Genomic DNA, 18,526 nt, shown 5'->3' on the forward strand with positions numbered 1-18,526 from the left:
CCTGTTCCTACGTTAGATCCTAAAACAGGTATCGTTACAGTAGATCCAGAGACACCGGCAGGCGAGTACGAGATCACCTACAAAATCTGTGAGGTGTTGAATCCGAACAACTGTTCTACGACTACGGTTACTATCGTTGTAGAAAAGGCTCCTATTGAGGCAGTGGTAGATACACCACCAGCTATCAATGGTAAGGACGGCGGTAAGACACCAAGCGTACTGGACAATGATAAATTAAATAACAAACCAGTTGATCCGAAGGATGTTGTGATTACAGTAGAGAAACCGGCAGATCCAAGAACACCTGGGACTCCTGTTCCTACGCTAGATCCTAAAACAGGTATCGTAACGGTAGATCCGGAGACACCAGCAGGGGAGTACGAGATCACCTACAAGATCTGTGAGGTATTGAATCCGAACAACTGTTCTACGACTACGGTTACTATTGTTGTAGAAAAGGCTCCTATTGAGGCAGTGGTAGATACACCACCAGCTATCAACGGTAAGGATGGCGGTAAAACTCCATCGGTGTTGGATAATGATAAATTGAATAACAAACCAGTTGATCCGAAGGATGTAATAGTTACGGTAGAGAAACCGGCAGATCCAAAAACACCTAGGGCTCCTGTTCCTACGTTAGATCCTAAAACAGGTATCGTTACGGTAGATCCAGAGACACCAGCAGGAGAATACGAAATCACGTATAAAATCTGTGAGGTATTGAATCCAAACAACTGTAGCTCTGTTGTTGTAAAGGTGGTAGTGGCGCCGGCTCCACTTGTTACCGTAGACGATCCAATAAAATTGGAATGGTCTAAAGAGGAAGTGACTACAGAGTCTGTGTTGAAAAATGACAGCTACAATGGAAAGCCAATAGATTTAACCGAAGTTACCCTGAAACCAGGTGTACCAAGTAATCCTGGGCTGACCATGAATGCAGATGGTACGATCACGGTCGCACCAAGTACAAGACCTGGTACGTATACTTATCCATACACAATCTGCGAGGTATTGAACCCGACCAACTGTTCTACAGCGGTAGCGACTATTGTAATCGAAGCTTCGGATGTGTTTATTCCAAATACATTTACACCGAATGGTGATGGAGTCAATGATAAGTTTGAAATAGTAGGTATTGAGAACTTCGACAACGTTAGTGTTACTATTGTGAACCGTTGGGGTAATGAAGTGTATCGCAATGATAGCTACAAGAACGAATGGAATGGTTCAGGACTCAACGAAGGTACTTACTACTATATCGTTACGCTACGTAAGGGCACGACAGAGACGGTACATAAAGGATGGGTATTAATTAAAACAAGATAAGCTAGTCTTACGATGAAAAAGTTTAATATAAAAAGTTTGTTGTTCATGACTATGGTCCTTCTATCGATGAAGGGCCATGGCCAACAAAATATACAGTTCACGCAGTATATCTTTAATTCCATAGCGGTCAATCCAGCCTATACAGGTTATAAAGAAGAATGGTTTGGACAGATGGGATTAAGAAGCCAATGGTCCGGTTGGGAAGGGGCGCCTAAAACGGGCTCAATTTCCATAGATGGGGTATTGGATCCTGAAGCACGACGCCATGGGGTTGGTCTACAGGTTACGGCCGATAAATTGGGGGCACAGGCAGCAACTAGTATTTTTGCGAACTATGCACTGCGCTTGCAGTTAGACCGTGCTGATGAACATCGTCTTGCATTGGGAGTAGCAGGAGGGGTGACACAATACAGCCTTGATGGTAAGAAGTTAGAAACTGTTGAAAAAATCGATGGGGTTGTGCCAGATCATATGGTGACCACTTGGCGCCCAGACATTCGATTAGGGGTATATTATAGCAATCCGAAGTGGTATGCAGGTGTCTCCGTACAGGATTTGTTTGCTAATGCCAATAGCGATTCTGAATTTCAGTTTAACCAGAATTCATTAGAGAGTCTGTACCGTAGAGTACATGGTTATTTTATAGCGGGAGCGCTCTTTGAATTGGATCCAGGCTTGTCTTTGCGTCCGAGTATACTGGTGAAAGATGATTTTAAAGGTCCGACTTCGTTAGATTTAAATGCAATGTTTATCTTTAACGACAAGTTTTGGATTGGCGGAGGTTACCGTACGCGAGCTCGTATCTTTGATAGGGATTATAATAAAGCGACTGTAAACAAGCTTAGTGCAATGAACTCTTTCAGTGGTATCGCACAGTTCTATGTAAGTCCCAAACTGCGCATAGGTTATTCATATGACCATATGTTGAATAGCATGAGTGGGCTGCAGAATGGAAGTCACGAGGTGACTCTTGGTATTACATTCGGAAGAGCTCATCGTCAGATTTTAAGTCCACGTTATTTTTAAAATGACTTGTATATAATATTGTCGTCTTTATAATTCGTACTTTAATGAGAACAAAAAAATACTTTAATACGGTCATGGTAGCAGTCGCACTCTCTTTGAGTGTGGGAGCTGTACAGGGACAGGAACAACCTAGCCGCCGTAATCGTGCCGACCAGTTCTATAAAGAGATGCAGTATGCAAAGGCTGCCCTCGCTTATGAAAAATTGGTTGATGTCAAGAAACCGAGTGTTTCGAATATGGAGCGCTTAGCACATAGTTACTTCTATATCAAACAATATGATTTAGCTGAAAACTGGTACGCGCGACTGGTGGCTCAAAAATCGGTGACACCTGAATTGCGGTTAAACTATGCTGAAGTACTAAAGCAGCAGGGAAAATATGCGGAAGCTAAAGCTCAATACGAACAGTTACTTGCTTCCGAAGGAAAGAACGAGGCTATACTGAATGCCATCCACGGTGCTGATTCGGCTCTTGTATGGATGCGTAATCCTACACGTCACGACATCCGTAATGAGCAAGGGGTAAATACCTCCTTGGCTGAATTCAGTGTAGTGAAAACGAATAATGGCGTGATGTACGCGGCCGAACCTAATAGTTTATTGCAGGCCAAGAGTGGTATGACAGGACAGGCTTTCTTACGGATTTATGCCGCAGAGCGTAAAGCAGATGGATCTTTGGTATATCCTAATCAAGTAGCATCTTCGATCAATGGATCCACATATCACGTTGGTCCCATAGCTACAAATGCGGCCGAGGATGTGCTCTATGTAACCCGGACCTTTGCAGGTAAGGATGGCGAGCGATTCAAAGCTGATGGCGCAAAATGGAATAAGCATAATTTAGAACTTAAAATCTTCCGTAAGAAAGGTGCCGAGTGGGTAGAAGAAGATTTTGCGTATAACAATGTTAAGGAATATTCTTTAGGTCATGCATTCCTTAGTCCGGATGAGCAGACGTTGTACTATGCGTCAGATATGCCAGGAGGGAAAGGTGGTGTTGATATTTGGTATAGTGAATTACAGGCCGACGGAAGTTGGGGAGTTCCTCAAAATGTGGGGGATGTCATCAATACAGCCGGAGACGAAATGTTTCCAACACTTGCCGGTAAGGAAATCTATTTCTCCAGTACAGGGCATGTGGGCATGGGTGGACTAGATATTTTTAAAGCAAAGGGCGAGAAAGCTAAATACGAAGGAGTGAAGAATCTAGGATATCCAATCAACTCCGCTTCGGATGATTTTGCCTATGTAGAGTATGGGGAGACAGTAGATAATAAAGTGGGATATCTATCTTCAAACCGTAAAGGCGGTGTAGGATCAGATGATATTTATTCGTTCGTGTTCCAAAAACCTAAAATTCGGATTGTTCTAGAAGGCGTGACGCGCGATCGTAAGACAGGTGAATTGCTACCAGTTTCAACAGTTACTTTATTTGGGGCAGCTGGTGATATTGTTTCGAAAGGACAGACCGATAATGCTGCTCAGATCAGTTTTGAAGTCGCACCTAATACGGTGTTCCGTCTTTTGGGAGAGAAAAAAGGGTATCATGCAGATTCGGTATTGGTTAGTGCTGTGATGCCTACGAAAGATACGGTGATACGCTATACCATGAATTTAACACCAGTGATGAAAGTCGGTGATAAGTTCATCTTAGAAAACATTCACTACGACTTCGATAAGCATAATATTCGTCCAGATGCCGCTAAGATATTAGATCGTCTTGTTGCTACCATGCGAGATAACCCTACATTGAAAGTAGAGTTGTCCAGTCATACGGATAGCCGCGGTTCGGATAGCTATAACGAAAAGCTGTCGCAGCGTAGAGCACAGTCGGCCGTGGATTATTTGGTCACTCGTGGTATTGCTCGAGAACGTTTGGTGGCTAAGGGGTACGGAGAAAAACGATTGTTAAATAGATGCAGTAACGGCGTAGACTGCACTAAAGCAGAGCATCAGGCCAATAGACGTACGGAGGTAGAGGTGTTGGAACTATAAGGTCTTGATTTTAAATCACAAAGAAGCTTTTTTCATTTGAAGGGGCATCTAGAAAATCCTTTTTTAAGAAAGGATAAAATTAAAAAGGGGTAGAAAATAATAGTTTTTCTGCTCCTTTTTTTGTTTGCTACAGAAATCATTCACTAATCGATAGAAGACATCTAGCATCATCGTTTCCAAAAGCTCCATACATAGTTTCGAAAGCCTTATTGTTTCAGTGCGTTAAAAAACACAGGCACTTTTGGAAAAGTAACAGTAGGAGTAGAAGCATACACGTATGGACTACCCCGTGGGGTAAATCCTACCGATGTTAAAATGCTTTTTGGTTCTTATCAGACTTTGGTAATCTCGACCTGTACAGGAGATGTATGGGGTCTGTCTGCTATAGGTACCAAAAACGGTGACAGAACTTACAGGTACTGCTGCCAATTCGGTATGACATCTTGTAAATAAAGTATTACGAACAATCGGAATACAAAAGGAGAAAAGTTTACCAATGTAGTAGCTACACGTGCTACAGCTTAAGATTTGATGACGTTATGGAAAATGGGGGCATCTGTACTTGGGAATCGAATACCTACATAGGTGAGGCTTGAGGGGCGATTCCTGCTGAAAAATCAGGCCTCCCTAAGTATGAAACGCTGTAAAACAAGCTTAAAATATAACTGGAGAAGGAAAATTTGTGTAATAAGAATTATCTTCGATGTAACTGAAAACGTATCTTTACGGATCGTTTAAATAGTTACATCTACAAAAACGAATTAGTCAAACCTGGATATATAAAAAAATTACCGAATGAAAAGTCCGCTTTATCCGTTATTAAGCAATTTGTGTTTTTTCTTCTTGTTTCTATTTCTTTTCCAAACAGTTTCTGGACAATCCAAAAGAAATCCACAAAACGAATTCAATGTATTAAATAAATCGTACCATTCTGGAAAGTTATCTGCCCAAGAGTATTTTGTAAAGGCTGATTCTGTTGTGCATCTCTTATTTTCGGAAGGCACTCACATCGAAACCAAGGAGTTGGTAGATCTACTTAGTCTCTATGAAAAGATTGCCTGGAGCAAGACCGAATATCACCGAGCGCGTATCAGCTACTATTACCTTTTTTTTAATAATGCCCGCATGTTTAAAAAGAAAGGGGCATCGATGTATTATGCCGAAAAGATTACGGCTGCGTACAAAGAATATGGTGAAGAGCACCCCCTGATAGAGCAGCTTCAAAAGAGTAAAATCTATCAGGAACAACGGTTATACGATAAAATTGTTGACCTATTTAAGACTGAAAAAGAATACCTTGAATCCCTGCCTGGATTACTGCAAAAAGATAGTGTCGACGAATCGGTAGGCCTGAATGCACTATATATCCTTTCGCCTGTGCTTTCAGGATATATCAAGATGAGCGACGTCGCATCCGTCCGTGACATCGTACTTCTGGCTAGGCAAATCGGCGCCGCCATTCAACAGAAATATCCTATTTCAAGGCCACAGATGCTCTATACGGATATGTTGATGATCGATATTGAACTCTCTGTAGCGAACTTCGAGCGTCGGTACAATGATGCCAAAAACTTATTGAATGAAATGGAGCGTTTGAAAGTAACCTACAAGGATCAACCAACAAATTTCATCGATATTAATCTGGTGCGTTTACGTTTAGAGAATTACCTGAATTTAAAAAATGCAGACAGCCTACAGCTTTATATAACGAAATATGAAACTTCGCCAAATTTTGGAAAAGCACAGAGTGCAGATCTAGCTGAATTCAAAGCCAAGCTACAGGCACTCAAGGGCAACTACGCAGGAGCATATACTTACCTTGCTGATGCCCTAAATCACGAGCGAGAGTTACAGGCCAATCTAATGACAGAATCAAGCGATCTATTGTATGCCTATACACAGGCCGAGCATAGCAGTATAGCCCTCGAAAAAGCGGAAAAGATAAAACAGCAACGGACTTTATGGCTGGTGCTTATTTCCGTGCTGGCATGTGTCATTATCCTGGGTATCTATATGATGATGATGTACAGAAGCCGCAAAGCAAAAGAGCAGCTGGAGGCACTAAACGATACAGCCAATATGCAAATTATAGCGATGGAAGAAGCCAAATATCAAGCAGTTAGAGATGAACAGCAACGCCTCGGACAGGATCTTCACGATGGGCTTTCGTCGTCTATTGCTGCTATCAGACACCAAGTGGAGACAATCATGATGGATATCAATGACAACTCGCTGAAAAGCAAAATGGACATGCTTAAAGCTGAAACAGAAAACGCCTACAGGGCTGCAAGAAGCAAAAGTCATGAGTGGTTCAGTGCAGGTGATAAGCAACTGGAGCAGTCATTTGAAAAACAGATAAAACTTCTTACGGACAATTCGCTGCCAGATCGCCGCTATAACAAAACCATTCACATAGACGACGATTCATTGACGAATGTCGGTGTCGATGATAGGATTACCCTGCTTCGCATTATCCAAGAGGCCATCACCAACATTATCAAGCACGCGAAAGCCAAAAATATAGAAATTTTGATTTACGAAGAGGAGAACAACCTTATCCTCACGATCAGTGATGATGGAATAGGATTAGGGGATACGAAACCTAAAAATGGTAAAGCAACTATGGGTTTGCTTTCTATTCGCCGCCGGGTTGAATCGCTAGGCGGTAAAGCTGAAATACATTCAGGTACGAAGGGTACAGAGGTATCTGTAAGTATACCGCTAACTTAGGTCAATATCAACGGCAATAAGATGATGTGAAAAATCAAACTGGAAAAAGATTTTGTTAACTCCGCAAAATCTTTTCCATCTTCTTAGGAGTTTTATATTCCAGCGCTGAATTTGTTCTTTTGGTGTTGTAAAATCCCTTGTGCTATCGCCACTTATTGGTTAAGAAGCTTCTTAAATCAACGGATAAAATTCCATCTACCGTGTTTCCTGAAAAGGCATCCATTGTTATAACCATTTTAGGATAGTTGTCGTTGATTTTTTGCAAATTGCCAAACCCTCGCTCTATCGTCTTTTCTTCCAATAAAGAAAGCGCGACTTGAATATAGATTTTTTCACCGTTCTTTTCTGCAACAAAATCGATTTCATAAGCAGCCAGTATTCCGATTTGAACAGTGTATCCTTCTGCCAACAGGTGGTTATGCACGACATTTTCCATTATCTTCCCAATATCCTGAAGACGGTACCCCCAAAGTGCATTCCTGATTCCTAAATTTTCAAAATAATACTTTTCTCCTATCTCAAAGAGGCGCTTTCCTTCGATATCATAGCGCTTTACTTGATGGATTAAAAATGCATTTGTCAGATGTTGTGTGTAGAGCTGGACTTGGTTTGGAGCCATATTTACTTTTTGTGACTTTAAAAAATCACTTATCTTCTTTGCGGAAAATATACTTCCCGTATTTGAAGCTAGAAAATATACAAGTTGTTCTAAAAAAGCTGTATTTCTAAGGGAATACCTGTTGATGATATCCCGGAATACAATGGTCGAATAGATGTTTTTTAGGTATTCAAAAACAATCTCATCTTCTAGCGGAAGGTGCTTTAGATAAGGTAATCCACCATATTTAAGGTATTTCAGCAAGGAATCATGCGAATCTTGGAGCCCTTGAAACTCTAAAAACTCCATGTAAGTAAGGCTATAAATATTGATTTCAATAAAACGGCCACTTAATTTTCCTGCAATATCTCCAGAGAGTAGCTGGGCATTACTTCCGGTGCAGTACAAGTCATTGTTTTGATCTAATAATAAAGAACGTAGTGCCGACTCAAAATTTTCAATCTCTTGAATTTCATCAATAAAAATATAGTTTTTATGCGTCTCTGATTTATTTTTCAATACGTAGTCATTCAAGGTTTCTGCGTTTACGATGTCTTTAAAAGTTAGATCTTCCTTGTTGATATAAATAATGTGCGCTTCAGGGTCCTGTAGTTTAATTTCATCTATTAGCTGAAACATCAGGTAACTTTTTCCGACACGACGCTGACCTGTAAAAACCTTAATAAGATTTTTTCCGATAAATGGTATTACCCGATTTACATATACGGGACGTATTATAGAAGCGTGAGAAGACATATTAAGTGTTTTAGATATGTTTATAATTTTTATTAGAAACAGGAAAAGTTATAGTTATAATTATAACTCTGTTGTTTTTTTTGTAAAGTTTAAAACATATCTACAGCTTTTACAGTCGTAGAATAGCTTTTTTATACCTATTATTAGTTAACATACGAGCGAGGACGCTCGCGCGATTAGGAGTCGTACGATGACAAGTACTTTTTTCCCTTTTAAACTTTAAAAATCAAATTATTCTCCATTGTTTAGTGTATCCGAGGGATTATGAGATAGGGTTTTCATAGCTTAGTTATTTTGAGGTTTTGTATTTTTCGAAGGGGGTTATTTCAATTTATTAGTGCTATTCCATAAATATTCGTTATATTTCTCTAATAAAAGAATGTATTTTCGTCTCCAAAAATCAACCTTTTCACCTTCTGTAGATTGATCTTGTGAAGGATTTATTTCTAGTTTTTCCTCTGGATTTAAAGAAAAATATTCAGGAAAGTCAGACGAGAAATCATAATTAATAAAAGAGCCAATTCTAACTAATACGTCAAAAGGTAGTGTCTCCTGCTGAAACCAATTGTATATTGTGCACCTACTAATTTTCATATTTTGAGCTAGCTTACTTATATTATGCCCTTGCTTTCTAATGATAGATTCTACAATATGGCCAGCATGTTTTTTTGAAGTATGTTTTAAGGAAGGTTCTTTCTTTAAACCAAATTTTAAAAAATCAATTTCTGGATCTACAGTATTCATGATTTTATTGCTTATATATTCATGGAAAACAAATCCCGGATTATCACACCCAGGATCATCCTTATCTCGCGATAAGCAAACTGTTTATATTTTATATATAGGTTTAACAATTAAAATAAAAAAATGTTCTGTTTTTTATCAAAGATTAGATTAATAGTTGGTATCATAGGGGAGTTTACTCAAACATGAATAGTAGCGCGTTTATTAAGTAGATGGTGAGATTTCTAGACCCAACCTTCCCTTATGGCTTTCACCAATAATTCCTGTACATTATTACAGCTTGATTTCTCTAGAATTTTTTGCGGTGGTTACGTATAGTAAAAACACTTCGATCAAGGAGTGTCGATATCGCTTCGTTACTCATGCCCTGAACCATGTACTGCAAAATTTCATTTTCCCTTTTGGTAAACAGGCTGAGGGAAAGTAGAAAATCGTCTTTCAGGTGTACATTGGCGTACGACGCAGCACCCTGCATGCCGATAAAAGAAAGCTTTCTTATAATTCCCTTTTACTTTTAGCCTCTTTTGGTATTCTTCTCGAGTTGGCTAGCGAAGATATGTACTTTTAATAGTTAGAACACGAGCGAGGACGCTCGCGAGCAGGGAGGTAGGGTAGATATTTGCTTGCAAATAATTGCTTATTCTCGTTCAACACTGAATATTTAGCAATAGTGCGATCTGTTTCCGTACACAGTAATAGTCCTATGGTGGGGTTGTCATCTTCTTTTCTTTCCAGATCGTCAAACATACGGACATACATATCCAATTGCCCGATATCCTGATGTGTGATTTTCTCTGTTTTTAACCCAACGATCACAAAACACTTCAATATATAGTTGTAGAACACCAGGTCGATAAAAAAGTCTGATGTCTCCGTACGGATGTGTTTTTGACGCGCTATAAAAGCAAACCCTTTACCCAGTTCTAGTAGAAACTGTTGGAGATTATCTATTAGTAATTGTTCAAGTTGCCTTTCTGTGTAGGCACGATTAGTGGGAATGTTCAAGAACTCAAGTACTGTGGGGTTACGTATAAAGTCACGGCTATCAGGTTTTATATCCTTTATGTTTTCAACCATTTCATCAATGACAGGCTGTTTATTTGTTGAGGATACTAAACGTTGGTAGTAGAGTGTATTTATATTACGTTCCAGTTGCCGCACACCCCAATTTTGTTCAGCCGCTTCTTTTAGATAATACTTTCGTGCATTAACATCAATCACTCTTGTAATAGTCCGAATATGAGACCACTCCAATTTGGCACACGCGTGTGCCAAATCTTTCCATTCGGGAAAAGTTAGATAACATTTGCGCATATCCCGCAATGTTCGGGTGCTGAATCCACTACCTAGACCATTTGATAGATTCTGCAGTACTTCCTTGCCATAAGTAGCTCGATCTTGTCCTTGCTGCTCTTTTTCTACTATGCGTCTTCCTATTTCCCAATAGCATTCTATTACTCCTTCTTCCGTTTTTTATTACTAGCAATATTAGTTTTGCTACGCAGAGTCCGCCAACCGGCGGATCACTTATTTTAGTGAGGATGATATCTACTACTATAGTTTCGAATTGCTTAGACTCGGAGCCGTCTGCTGTTTCTTGGGTTCTTTTTATAACGGACTATGATCTGTTCGTCCGAATTAAGAATAGTTTTGGTGATTCAAAATATTTAATCCGCTAATAGGATCAGGTCATAATATAGTAATCTGGTGTTAAGAGTTGCATTGGTTGGTATTCCAGTATATTCTTTTTCTTGTTCCTCTGAACCGAATAATTCAGTAAATCCATTTCTTCGATAGTATTTCAGAGGTGCTACGGTATTGTAAGCATCCACAACTATGAATCGACAACCAGTCTTGTTTCCTTTATCGATGAACCATGATTTTATAAAGTCCATCAACTGGTCACCCAGGGATTTTTCTTCCCCTGTAAGATTTCTGAAATTTTTATTGACACCTAGTCTTCCGATTAGAACCGCAGGGTAACTCCGCATTTGCTTTGGTCTAGGTATCTCTGCAATCACTTTTTTCTTTCTTGCGTTTGGTAAGGTGTAGGTTTTTATACTATCATTGGAGATTGTAAATGCAGCAACAATCTGAGAAGGATCATCGTCAAAGGTAAAACAATAGCTTTTTCCTAGTAATTGTGAAGTGTAGTTGAGTACATCGTTTGAGAAAAACTCATTGAGATCGGGATTTCCACAATCAAATGCAACGCAATCCTTTAAGATAGATTCGTCGTAGGTATGTAAAGTGCACTTTTCATATAGAAATGCCAAAACGATGGGAATTTAGATTTTAGCCTTTTTCAAAATTTTTGCGGAAACTGCTAACTGTTTGGTGAACTTAACGGTCGATTTTTTTGCAATAGCAGCTTCTGCTTTGCTATCAAAAGCGATAGCAACGTCTTCTTTTAATAAAGGGATGTTTTTTATTGCAATAGCCATAATTAATTGTTATTTAAAATGTTAGATGCAAATTTAATGAAATAGTTTAAACAACACAAGTTTTATCCCTTCTTCTGCTTATTACTGGCCACCTTCGTTTTGCTTCGCAGAGTTCTTCTCCGGCAAGATCACTGTCGAGCACCGTGTCCGACTACTGGCGGATCATTTTCTGCCCTCGAAATTCGTAAATCTTGTTTACGAGTACGTCGTCTGCCATTTTGGTGGGGTTAAGTCCCGTTTGTTTCTTACTTCTGATTTCCCCGGGGTTACAATTCGTTTATAAGTTACTGTCTCATTCCGCTTCTTTTAGATAATACTTTCGTGCATTAAGATCAATGAATCATTAAGGCTGGTAAGCCATTTAGACCTTATTCCAAAGGTAACGCACTCAGTTTCTTTAGCAGCTCTTCACCTTTTAAGTCTCGACCTATAATTTTACCATTGGGGTCTATTAGAAAATTATCAGGGATTCCTCTTACCACGTAAAGTTTAGCGACTTCATTATTCCATCCCTTCAGATCAGAAACCTGTGGCCAGGTTAGCTTGTCCGATTTTATGGCATCTATCCAGCGCTCACGCGTATCTTCATCATCGAGAGACACACCTAGGATAGTAAAGTTTTTGTCTTTGTAGGTATCAAAAGCTTTCACCAATGTCGGGTTTTCATGCCTGCAAGGACCACACCAGCTCGCCCAGAGATCTATCAGCACATATTTTCCTCTGAAGTCAAGTAGCGATACAGGATTGCCCAGTGTGTCCTTCTGTGTAAAATTAGGAGCTATCTGTCCAATTTTAGAGTTTTCAAGATTTTCAATTCGAGTACCAAGCTCTTTGCCAAGCTGCATATCTTTTAATTCTGGACTGATACCGGTCCATAGGGCACTAAGTCTATCGATTCCAAAATCTTCATAGCTATGCATTAACCCATATACGCTGGCAAAGCTGTTCGGGTTTTCTTTTACAAACCCAATGATTGTATTCAGTTTCTCTTGTCCTATCTCGTCATATTCCTTGCCAAAAGTGTCCGATTCAGATTTTGACATATCACCTTTATCTAGTGCTGCATAATATCTATCAGTCCAATCAGTGTATTTTGCCACGACGTTACCTAATAATTCCTTAAATCTTTTGAATTCGTCGTGAAAGACCGATCCCTCCACGTTCGCGTCTTCCAGCAGGCTAGTGGATGTTACTCTTATAGCTGAAGGTGCTACCCAAAAATAGATATTATCGACATACTCTTCATTATCCAAGCGTTCTAATGTTAAATTCGCTGCAGTGCCCGGCGTGGCCATCCCCTTAAAGCGAAATACACCATTTTTGACCAATGCAGAGTCGACCTTGCTTTCTCTCTCAAACTCATAGGTTAAAAAGATTTTAGTATTTTCTTTCAATGAATCTATTTTACCTTCAATGGTGAAGTGCTTTTGTTGCGCAAAGGAGGTGTTGGTTATTGCAAATGCGAAAAGCGCAATAAATAGAGCTTTTACTTTTTTTAGATTATGATACATTGGTGTTGCTATAGTTGTAATTGTATATTTTAGTTCTTTTTTCCTCCAACCTTAAAACCTATTTCACCTTTTGAGTTCGTCCTGATCACCTTTTTTTCTTCTTTCTCCTGCAGTCGGTCGATATATTCAAACAACAATTCGATATTCTGGTCGTGGCCTCTCTGTTTCTTAGCGATTTGTTCTACAGTATGTTTGATCTCCGCTATTTCGAGTCTAACTTCTGTATTATCGACAAGTAGTTGTCTTATACGGGTGAATATCCGCATTATTTGAATGTTGATCTGAATGGCTAGTTTGCTATTTAGTACAGATGATAGCATGGCAACTCCTTGTTCTGTAAAACAAAAAGGAGCGTATCGCAAACCTTGCTTGTCAGAATTGGAGGTCACAATTTGTGACCTCCAATTCTCAAACTCTTCATCAGACATTTCAAACATAAATTCCGTAGGAATCCATTTTTCCTTTAAAAAACAATAAATTGAAAATGAACTCCTCTGGGAACCTGTCCATATTTCTACGGACAGATTGTTTCAGAACTTTAGTTTCGACACCATAAAGATGAGCCAAATCGCGATCCAACATGACTTTTTGCTTCCTGATGACATAAATCTTACTTGCCAGGATTTCGTCATCAGGTGGTATAGTTTGTATTATACTTTTCTTACTCATAATTTCTCCGTGGTTATAATTGGTCTTTTTTTACTTCTTTTGTTCTACCTCAGCTTCTTTTTCTTACAAATAGGCTGGAAGTACAAGTAAAGATTACCTCTTTTTTCAAGATAAGAGTTGAAATCTCCTACCAACAGATAATTATGGTTCTGTTCTGGGCCTAATCTCTAGTACGCTACTTTCAAGTTGTTTTGATTGAGTGCCATCCTTATTTATTTTAGGAACCATTTCGTAGACAATTTCGATATCTTCATACGTAGGTATAGCGCTGGGAACAAGACTTCGTATAGACTTTAATTTTAGAATTTTAGCGATTCTAAAAAGATGACTAAAATTGTATTTATCAGGGTGAGCATAACTCTCTACTTTACCAACAAAACCCTTGTCGACACCAATTTCTTCGCTTAACTTCATTCTCGAAACACCTTTCTTGGTTCTTACTTCCTTTACCTTTTCAATGATTCGAAACTCTAGTTCTGTAATTTTCTTTTTTGAAACTAGTTTTTTCATAATATAAATCATGCTATATATTGCATGTTTTGTTTTTTGTTTGTACCTTTGTTTAGAACTAATAACATATTGGTTTGCAACTTGATTAAAACGAGTCTTGTTATCGAAAACGGCAAATTTTCAACGACGCAAGGCCATAGGATAGTTGCTACCTCATAATTTTGTATCTTCGCAATAATATGGGGTCGCTATCCTATCGGAACTTCGTCAAAGGCTCTTTGCCGTGCCTCGATAAAAGTGAAGATAGGGGGTACCCCATTAATTTTTATAGACTCGTTCATCATAAACTTTATAAATTATGAGAACGAATTTTAAAACCAACAAAAGCCACCCAACACCGATATCCCATCGGTCGTCATGGTATTCCCAACTTTTACATTTAAAGAACGTTCCGGCATCGCCGGAGTAAAACTTAACAAGATATTACAGACAGGAAAGGGGCTTATAATCATACTAATTATAATAGCGTCATGTATCGGATGTATCCGATAGAACTAAATAGACGATTAGTCTCTTTCAGTCTGTAATCCGACCTCGTATATGAAAACAGTTAGTTCATATAGGTCAAGAGAATCGGTTTGTCTTATTGTTTCGTAGCTTAAAGATAGCACAGATTTTATTGCCTACCAACTAAAATGCTTTACAGAGGTATTGTTTGTCAATATTTATAGAGGTCGGTATTTTATTTATTTCATGAATGGATGGTCAAAAACCGATTATAAACCAAGAATAACCAATTAGATCCATTCAGAAATCGTACTAGATTTTTGAATCTGCAATGGTGAAAACTGATGCATAATTGAACCAAAAAATGAGACATTTTTTTAGGGGTGGGAGAGGTATGGCCGTTGGCCAGATTGAACGAGTTAACATGTTATCCCGAAGTAAATTCCCGATTCTCGGGACAGGCGGTACAAGTCTCCGTGACAAAGACCTTTCTAGTTGCCCAGTAGGACAAAGTAATAGATTGCTTCGCTTTGCTAAAAACGGGACACGGCGTAGTGACCTATATCATATTATAATAATATTCTGTGTGTTGTTTAGCGGCCTCTCGGTAACTCCTGTTCGGGCACAGGAGTCCGGAGGCCTAAATCAGACCTTACTTAGAGGTGTGGTTTCATCTTTTCAAGATGGGCAGGCTATCGAAGGGGCTTCGGTCATTGTCGACAAGAAACATACGCGCACGGACAGGGAGGGGCAGTTTACGATCAGTGTAGACAAGCCTACAGGGGTAGTAATTATAAAACATATCGGATATAAAGAGCAAAGCGTTGCCTATGAAAATACGTCTACATTTATAAAAATACATTTACAGCCAAGCGAGAATACAATAGAAGAAGTAGAAGTGGTCTCCACGGGATATCAGACTATCCCCAAGGAACGTGCTACAGGTAGTTTTGTACAGATTGATAACAAGCTTCTGAACAGAAAGATCAGCACCAATCTCCTCGATCGGTTAGACGGCATCACCAGTGGATTACAGTTTCGTAGCGGCCTTGGCGGTACTGAACGGTACAATGCTACCTTTATTCAGATACACGGGCGGAGTACCCTAAGGGGTAATGCACAAGCGTTAATTATTCTGGATAATTTTCCTTACGACGGTGATATCAGCAGCATAAACCCCAATGATATAGAGAGCATAACGGTGCTCAAAGATGCGGCAGCGGCATCGGCATGGGGTGCGCGAGCCGGCAACGGCGTAATCGTTATTACCACAAAAAAGGGCAAACTTAACAGCCGCACAAATGTGAATGCCGTTGCAAACAGCACCTTTGGCGAGAAGCCCAATCTGTTCTCGGCAGGCACTCCGCAATTGTCGTCGTCTGATTATATAGAAGTCGAACAGTTTTTATTTAATAAAGGAGCCTATAATACACGGCTAAAAAACGGTTATCAAGGATTCAGCCCGGCCGTAGATATTTTCTGGCGTACACGTGAGAAAATGATTAGTCCAGCCGACTCATTGCAGCTTATCAGTGCGCTGAAAGACTACGATTCAAGAAATGACCTGCTCAAATACTACTATCAAAATACTCTCAATCAACAGTATAATGTAAGCCTGAATGGTGGTGGGGCCAACAACCGGTTCTTTGCATCCTTCGGATACGATGATAACAGGGCGCATATCGTGAATAGCCATACAAAGCGGTACAGCGCCAATGTGAACAACGATTACTCCTTCTTTAATCAACGAATGGAGCTATCGACAAATCTGGCCCTGACATCAGCTAAGGCCGGGGCAGGTGCGCAGGTCGGTACACTCTATCCCTATGATCGCTTTGTAGATGACAATGGACAGGCAATGGCATTGACCAATGCTTCTGGTCTTTCTCCCTACTTTACCGATAGTTTCGGTGATGGGCAGCTATTGGACTGGAAATATAGACCTATGGACGAACTCGATCAAGGCAGCACCAACACCACCGATCGCATCAGCTATCGGCTTAATGCGGCACTGAGCTACAAAATAACGGATTACCTTAAAGCTGCAATTCGTTACGGATATGAGCGAGGTAGCACGGATAATGACAACTATTATAACCAAGATTCCTTTTACGCTAGGGATATGATCAATAGGTTCGCACAGAAAAATAACAGTACACAGCAATTTGATTTTGTGCTACCCAAAGGCGGCATTTTTAGAAATAATAATGAAGGCTTTCATACCTCAAATGGGCGGTTGCAACTGGATTTCAATAAAAAATGGATAAATCACGAGTTGAACGCTATCGCTGGTACCGAAATCAAAGATATGCAGAGCCACCGCAATGCGGCTATATACTATGGTCATGATCCAGTGACATTGACCAATCAGAATGCAGCTATAGATTTTACAAAGACCTACAATTATTCGTATGGTAATGGTTCAGCAAGGATTGATAACGGGACTACACAGTACGAAGCTGTAGATCGCTTCTTCTCTTATTTTGCAAATGCCTCTTACACTTATCTTGGCAGATATACCGTCTCTGGAAGCGCACGTCGAGATGAATCCAACCTATTCGGTGTAAAGACCAATCAGAAGGGAGTACCATTGTGGTCAGCAGGAGTGTTATGGACTCTTTCTAAAGAACCTTTTATGGAGCAGCTGCCTTTAGTAAATGATCTGCGGTTACGTGCTACTTATGGCTATACCGGTAACGTAAATAAAAGTCTCTCTGCCTACCTTACTGCACAGAGTAATTCTGGTCTGATCAATAGCTACAATCAGCTATTTGCCGATATTGTGAATCCTCCTAATCCGTCTTTGCGGTGGGAGCGGGTGAGCAACCTTAACTTTGGTCTAGAAGTACGCCTGCTCAATAATCGATTGGCTCTAACAGTAGACTACTGGCAGAAGGCGGGAAAAGACCTGATAGGCCCGGCGGCTGTAGCACCACAGACAGGCGTAACCCGTTTCACGGGGAATACGGCAAGTACCTCGTCACAGGGTGTAGATGTACAGCTCCGCTCTGTTAACCTTGATGGCAGATTAAAATGGCACACCGATGTACTTTTCAATACCACCAAAGATAAAGTAACAGACTATCTATTAGAGATGGGGACGAACTACGATATTATTTCTATTCCTACCAGCAATCCTCTTGTCGGCTATCCCTACTGGGCCTTATTCAGCTTTCCTTATGGCGGGCTCAATGCGAGCGGTGCGCCTATAGGCTACCTGAATGGCGAGCAGAGTGTAGATTATATGGGTATATCCAATAGTATGGAGCGAACGAATCTGGTCTATAGCGGATCCAAAGTGCCAACGGCGTTTGGCTCCGTGCGGAACACATTTCGCCACCAGGCTTTAGAGCTTTCCTTTAACATCAGCTATAAGTATGGCTATGTGTTCCGCAGAACCTCCTTGGACAACAGCATGCTCTACGGAAGCGGGGGGACGGTATCTGCTGTGCTGACGGATTACGATCAAAGGTGGCAGCAAGCCGGCGATGAACTGTACACCGATGTGCCTGCATTAATCTATCCGGCCAATACATTTCGTACTCGGATCTACACCCAATCCGAATCGCTTGTCGAGTCGGGGGCAAACATACGGCTCGAAGACATACAGCTCGGCTACACTTTTTCGAGAATCCAATTGTCGGCATATATCAATAATCTAGGAATACTGTGGCGAAAGAATAATAGAAATATAGACCCGGATTATCCGACCTCATTTCCCGCTATGCGCACCTATGCTATAGGACTTAAGGTTTCACTATAAAAGTATAA

At 40.2% G+C, this 18,526-nt stretch carries 15 protein-coding genes; 5 read left to right on the forward strand and 10 right to left on the reverse strand.

The window, feature by feature from the left end; genetic code table 11:
• From CLV99_RS02120 to CLV99_RS02135, 4 genes are all read left to right on the forward strand, one after another.
• Positions 1 to 1,326, forward strand: a 1,326-nt coding sequence (locus CLV99_RS02120) for a gliding motility-associated C-terminal domain-containing protein (protein ID WP_133582841.1), incomplete at its 5' end; no start/stop codon positions are given.
• Between the two features lie 12 nt (positions 1,327 to 1,338).
• Positions 1,339 to 2,352: a PorP/SprF family type IX secretion system membrane protein gene (locus CLV99_RS02125; protein WP_133582842.1), complete on the forward strand. Its 1,014-nt coding sequence runs from the start codon at positions 1,339 to 1,341 to the stop codon at positions 2,350 to 2,352.
• A gap of 44 nt (positions 2,353 to 2,396) precedes the next feature.
• Positions 2,397 to 4,346, forward strand: coding sequence for an OmpA family protein (locus tag CLV99_RS02130; RefSeq protein ID WP_133582843.1), 1,950 nt, complete (start codon positions 2,397 to 2,399; stop codon positions 4,344 to 4,346).
• Between the two features lie 795 nt (positions 4,347 to 5,141).
• Positions 5,142 to 7,076 (forward strand): sensor histidine kinase, encoded by a 1,935-nt coding sequence (locus tag CLV99_RS02135; RefSeq protein ID WP_133582844.1) that lies wholly within the window; start codon positions 5,142 to 5,144, stop codon positions 7,074 to 7,076.
• A gap of 142 nt (positions 7,077 to 7,218) precedes the next feature.
• Here CLV99_RS02135 and CLV99_RS02140 read toward each other — a convergent pair whose 3' ends face one another.
• From CLV99_RS02140 to CLV99_RS02175, 10 genes are all read right to left on the reverse strand, one after another.
• The gene (locus CLV99_RS02140; RefSeq protein WP_133582845.1) at positions 7,219 to 8,430 is read right to left on the reverse strand and encodes an ATP-binding protein; all 1,212 of its coding nucleotides are present in this window, start codon (positions 8,428 to 8,430) and stop codon (positions 7,219 to 7,221) included.
• A 321-nt stretch (positions 8,431 to 8,751) separates the two neighbouring features.
• A complete protein-coding gene (locus CLV99_RS02145; protein ID WP_133582846.1) occupies positions 8,752 to 9,174 on the reverse strand; it encodes a hypothetical protein in 423 nt (140 codons plus the stop codon).
• A 289-nt stretch (positions 9,175 to 9,463) separates the two neighbouring features.
• A complete protein-coding gene (locus CLV99_RS23530) occupies positions 9,464 to 9,649 on the reverse strand; it encodes a LuxR C-terminal-related transcriptional regulator (RefSeq protein ID WP_133582847.1) in 186 nt (61 codons plus the stop codon).
• 89 nt (positions 9,650 to 9,738) lie between these two features.
• On the reverse strand, positions 9,739 to 10,629 hold the full coding sequence (locus CLV99_RS02155) for a PDDEXK nuclease domain-containing protein (protein WP_133582848.1): 891 nt from the start codon (positions 10,627 to 10,629) through the stop codon (positions 9,739 to 9,741).
• 212 nt (positions 10,630 to 10,841) lie between these two features.
• Positions 10,842 to 11,450, reverse strand: coding sequence for an N-acetyltransferase (locus tag CLV99_RS02160; protein ID WP_133582849.1), 609 nt, complete (start codon positions 11,448 to 11,450; stop codon positions 10,842 to 10,844).
• Between the two features lie 12 nt (positions 11,451 to 11,462).
• Positions 11,463 to 11,618: a hypothetical protein gene (locus CLV99_RS23085; protein ID WP_162849977.1), complete on the reverse strand. Its 156-nt coding sequence runs from the start codon at positions 11,616 to 11,618 to the stop codon at positions 11,463 to 11,465.
• Positions 11,619 to 11,986: 368 nt separating this feature from the next.
• On the reverse strand, positions 11,987 to 13,129 hold the full coding sequence (locus tag CLV99_RS02165) for a TlpA disulfide reductase family protein (protein ID WP_133582850.1): 1,143 nt from the start codon (positions 13,127 to 13,129) through the stop codon (positions 11,987 to 11,989).
• Between the two features lie 29 nt (positions 13,130 to 13,158).
• Positions 13,159 to 13,566 (reverse strand): ORF6N domain-containing protein, encoded by a 408-nt coding sequence (locus CLV99_RS23340; RefSeq protein WP_246032680.1) that lies wholly within the window; start codon positions 13,564 to 13,566, stop codon positions 13,159 to 13,161.
• A complete protein-coding gene (locus CLV99_RS23345) occupies positions 13,559 to 13,798 on the reverse strand; it encodes an ORF6N domain-containing protein (protein ID WP_246032681.1) in 240 nt (79 codons plus the stop codon). Before CLV99_RS23345 ends, CLV99_RS23340 begins: the two co-directional genes overlap by 8 nt.
• 141 nt (positions 13,799 to 13,939) lie before the next feature.
• Positions 13,940 to 14,308, reverse strand: a complete 369-nt coding sequence (locus CLV99_RS02175) for a helix-turn-helix domain-containing protein (protein WP_133582851.1) — start codon at positions 14,306 to 14,308, stop codon at positions 13,940 to 13,942.
• An 811-nt stretch (positions 14,309 to 15,119) separates the two neighbouring features.
• Here CLV99_RS02175 and CLV99_RS02180 point away from each other — a divergent pair.
• Positions 15,120 to 18,518, forward strand: coding sequence for a SusC/RagA family TonB-linked outer membrane protein (locus CLV99_RS02180; protein WP_133582852.1), 3,399 nt, complete (start codon positions 15,120 to 15,122; stop codon positions 18,516 to 18,518).
• Positions 18,519 to 18,526: the final 8 nt, after the last annotated feature.

It is taken from the genome of Sphingobacterium yanglingense, assembly GCF_004363245.1.
Classification (GTDB): domain Bacteria; phylum Bacteroidota; class Bacteroidia; order Sphingobacteriales; family Sphingobacteriaceae; genus Sphingobacterium; species Sphingobacterium yanglingense.

What these genes read in the sequence shown, in the direction of transcription:
- CLV99_RS02125 (WP_133582842.1), top strand. Translation starts at nt 1,339, where the DNA reads ATGAAAAAGTTTAATATAAAAAGTTTGTTGTTCATGACTATGGTCCTT.
- CLV99_RS02130 (WP_133582843.1), top strand. Translation starts at nt 2,397, where the DNA reads ATGAGAACAAAAAAATACTTTAATACGGTCATGGTAGCAGTCGCACTC.
- CLV99_RS02135 (WP_133582844.1), top strand. Translation starts at nt 5,142, where the DNA reads ATGAAAAGTCCGCTTTATCCGTTATTAAGCAATTTGTGTTTTTTCTTC.
- CLV99_RS02140 (WP_133582845.1), bottom strand. Translation starts at nt 8,430, where the DNA reads ATGTCTTCTCACGCTTCTATAATACGTCCCGTATATGTAAATCGGGTA.
- CLV99_RS02145 (WP_133582846.1), bottom strand. Translation starts at nt 9,174, where the DNA reads ATGAATACTGTAGATCCAGAAATTGATTTTTTAAAATTTGGTTTAAAG.
- CLV99_RS23530 (WP_133582847.1), bottom strand. Translation starts at nt 9,649, where the DNA reads ATGCAGGGTGCTGCGTCGTACGCCAATGTACACCTGAAAGACGATTTT.
- CLV99_RS23085 (WP_162849977.1), bottom strand. Translation starts at nt 11,618, where the DNA reads ATGGCTATTGCAATAAAAAACATCCCTTTATTAAAAGAAGACGTTGCT.
- CLV99_RS02165 (WP_133582850.1), bottom strand. Translation starts at nt 13,129, where the DNA reads ATGTATCATAATCTAAAAAAAGTAAAAGCTCTATTTATTGCGCTTTTC.
- CLV99_RS23340 (WP_246032680.1), bottom strand. Translation starts at nt 13,566, where the DNA reads ATGTTTGAAATGTCTGATGAAGAGTTTGAGAATTGGAGGTCACAAATT.
- CLV99_RS23345 (WP_246032681.1), bottom strand. Translation starts at nt 13,798, where the DNA reads ATGAGTAAGAAAAGTATAATACAAACTATACCACCTGATGACGAAATC.
- CLV99_RS02175 (WP_133582851.1), bottom strand. Translation starts at nt 14,308, where the DNA reads ATGAAAAAACTAGTTTCAAAAAAGAAAATTACAGAACTAGAGTTTCGA.
- CLV99_RS02180 (WP_133582852.1), top strand. Translation starts at nt 15,120, where the DNA reads ATGAGACATTTTTTTAGGGGTGGGAGAGGTATGGCCGTTGGCCAGATT.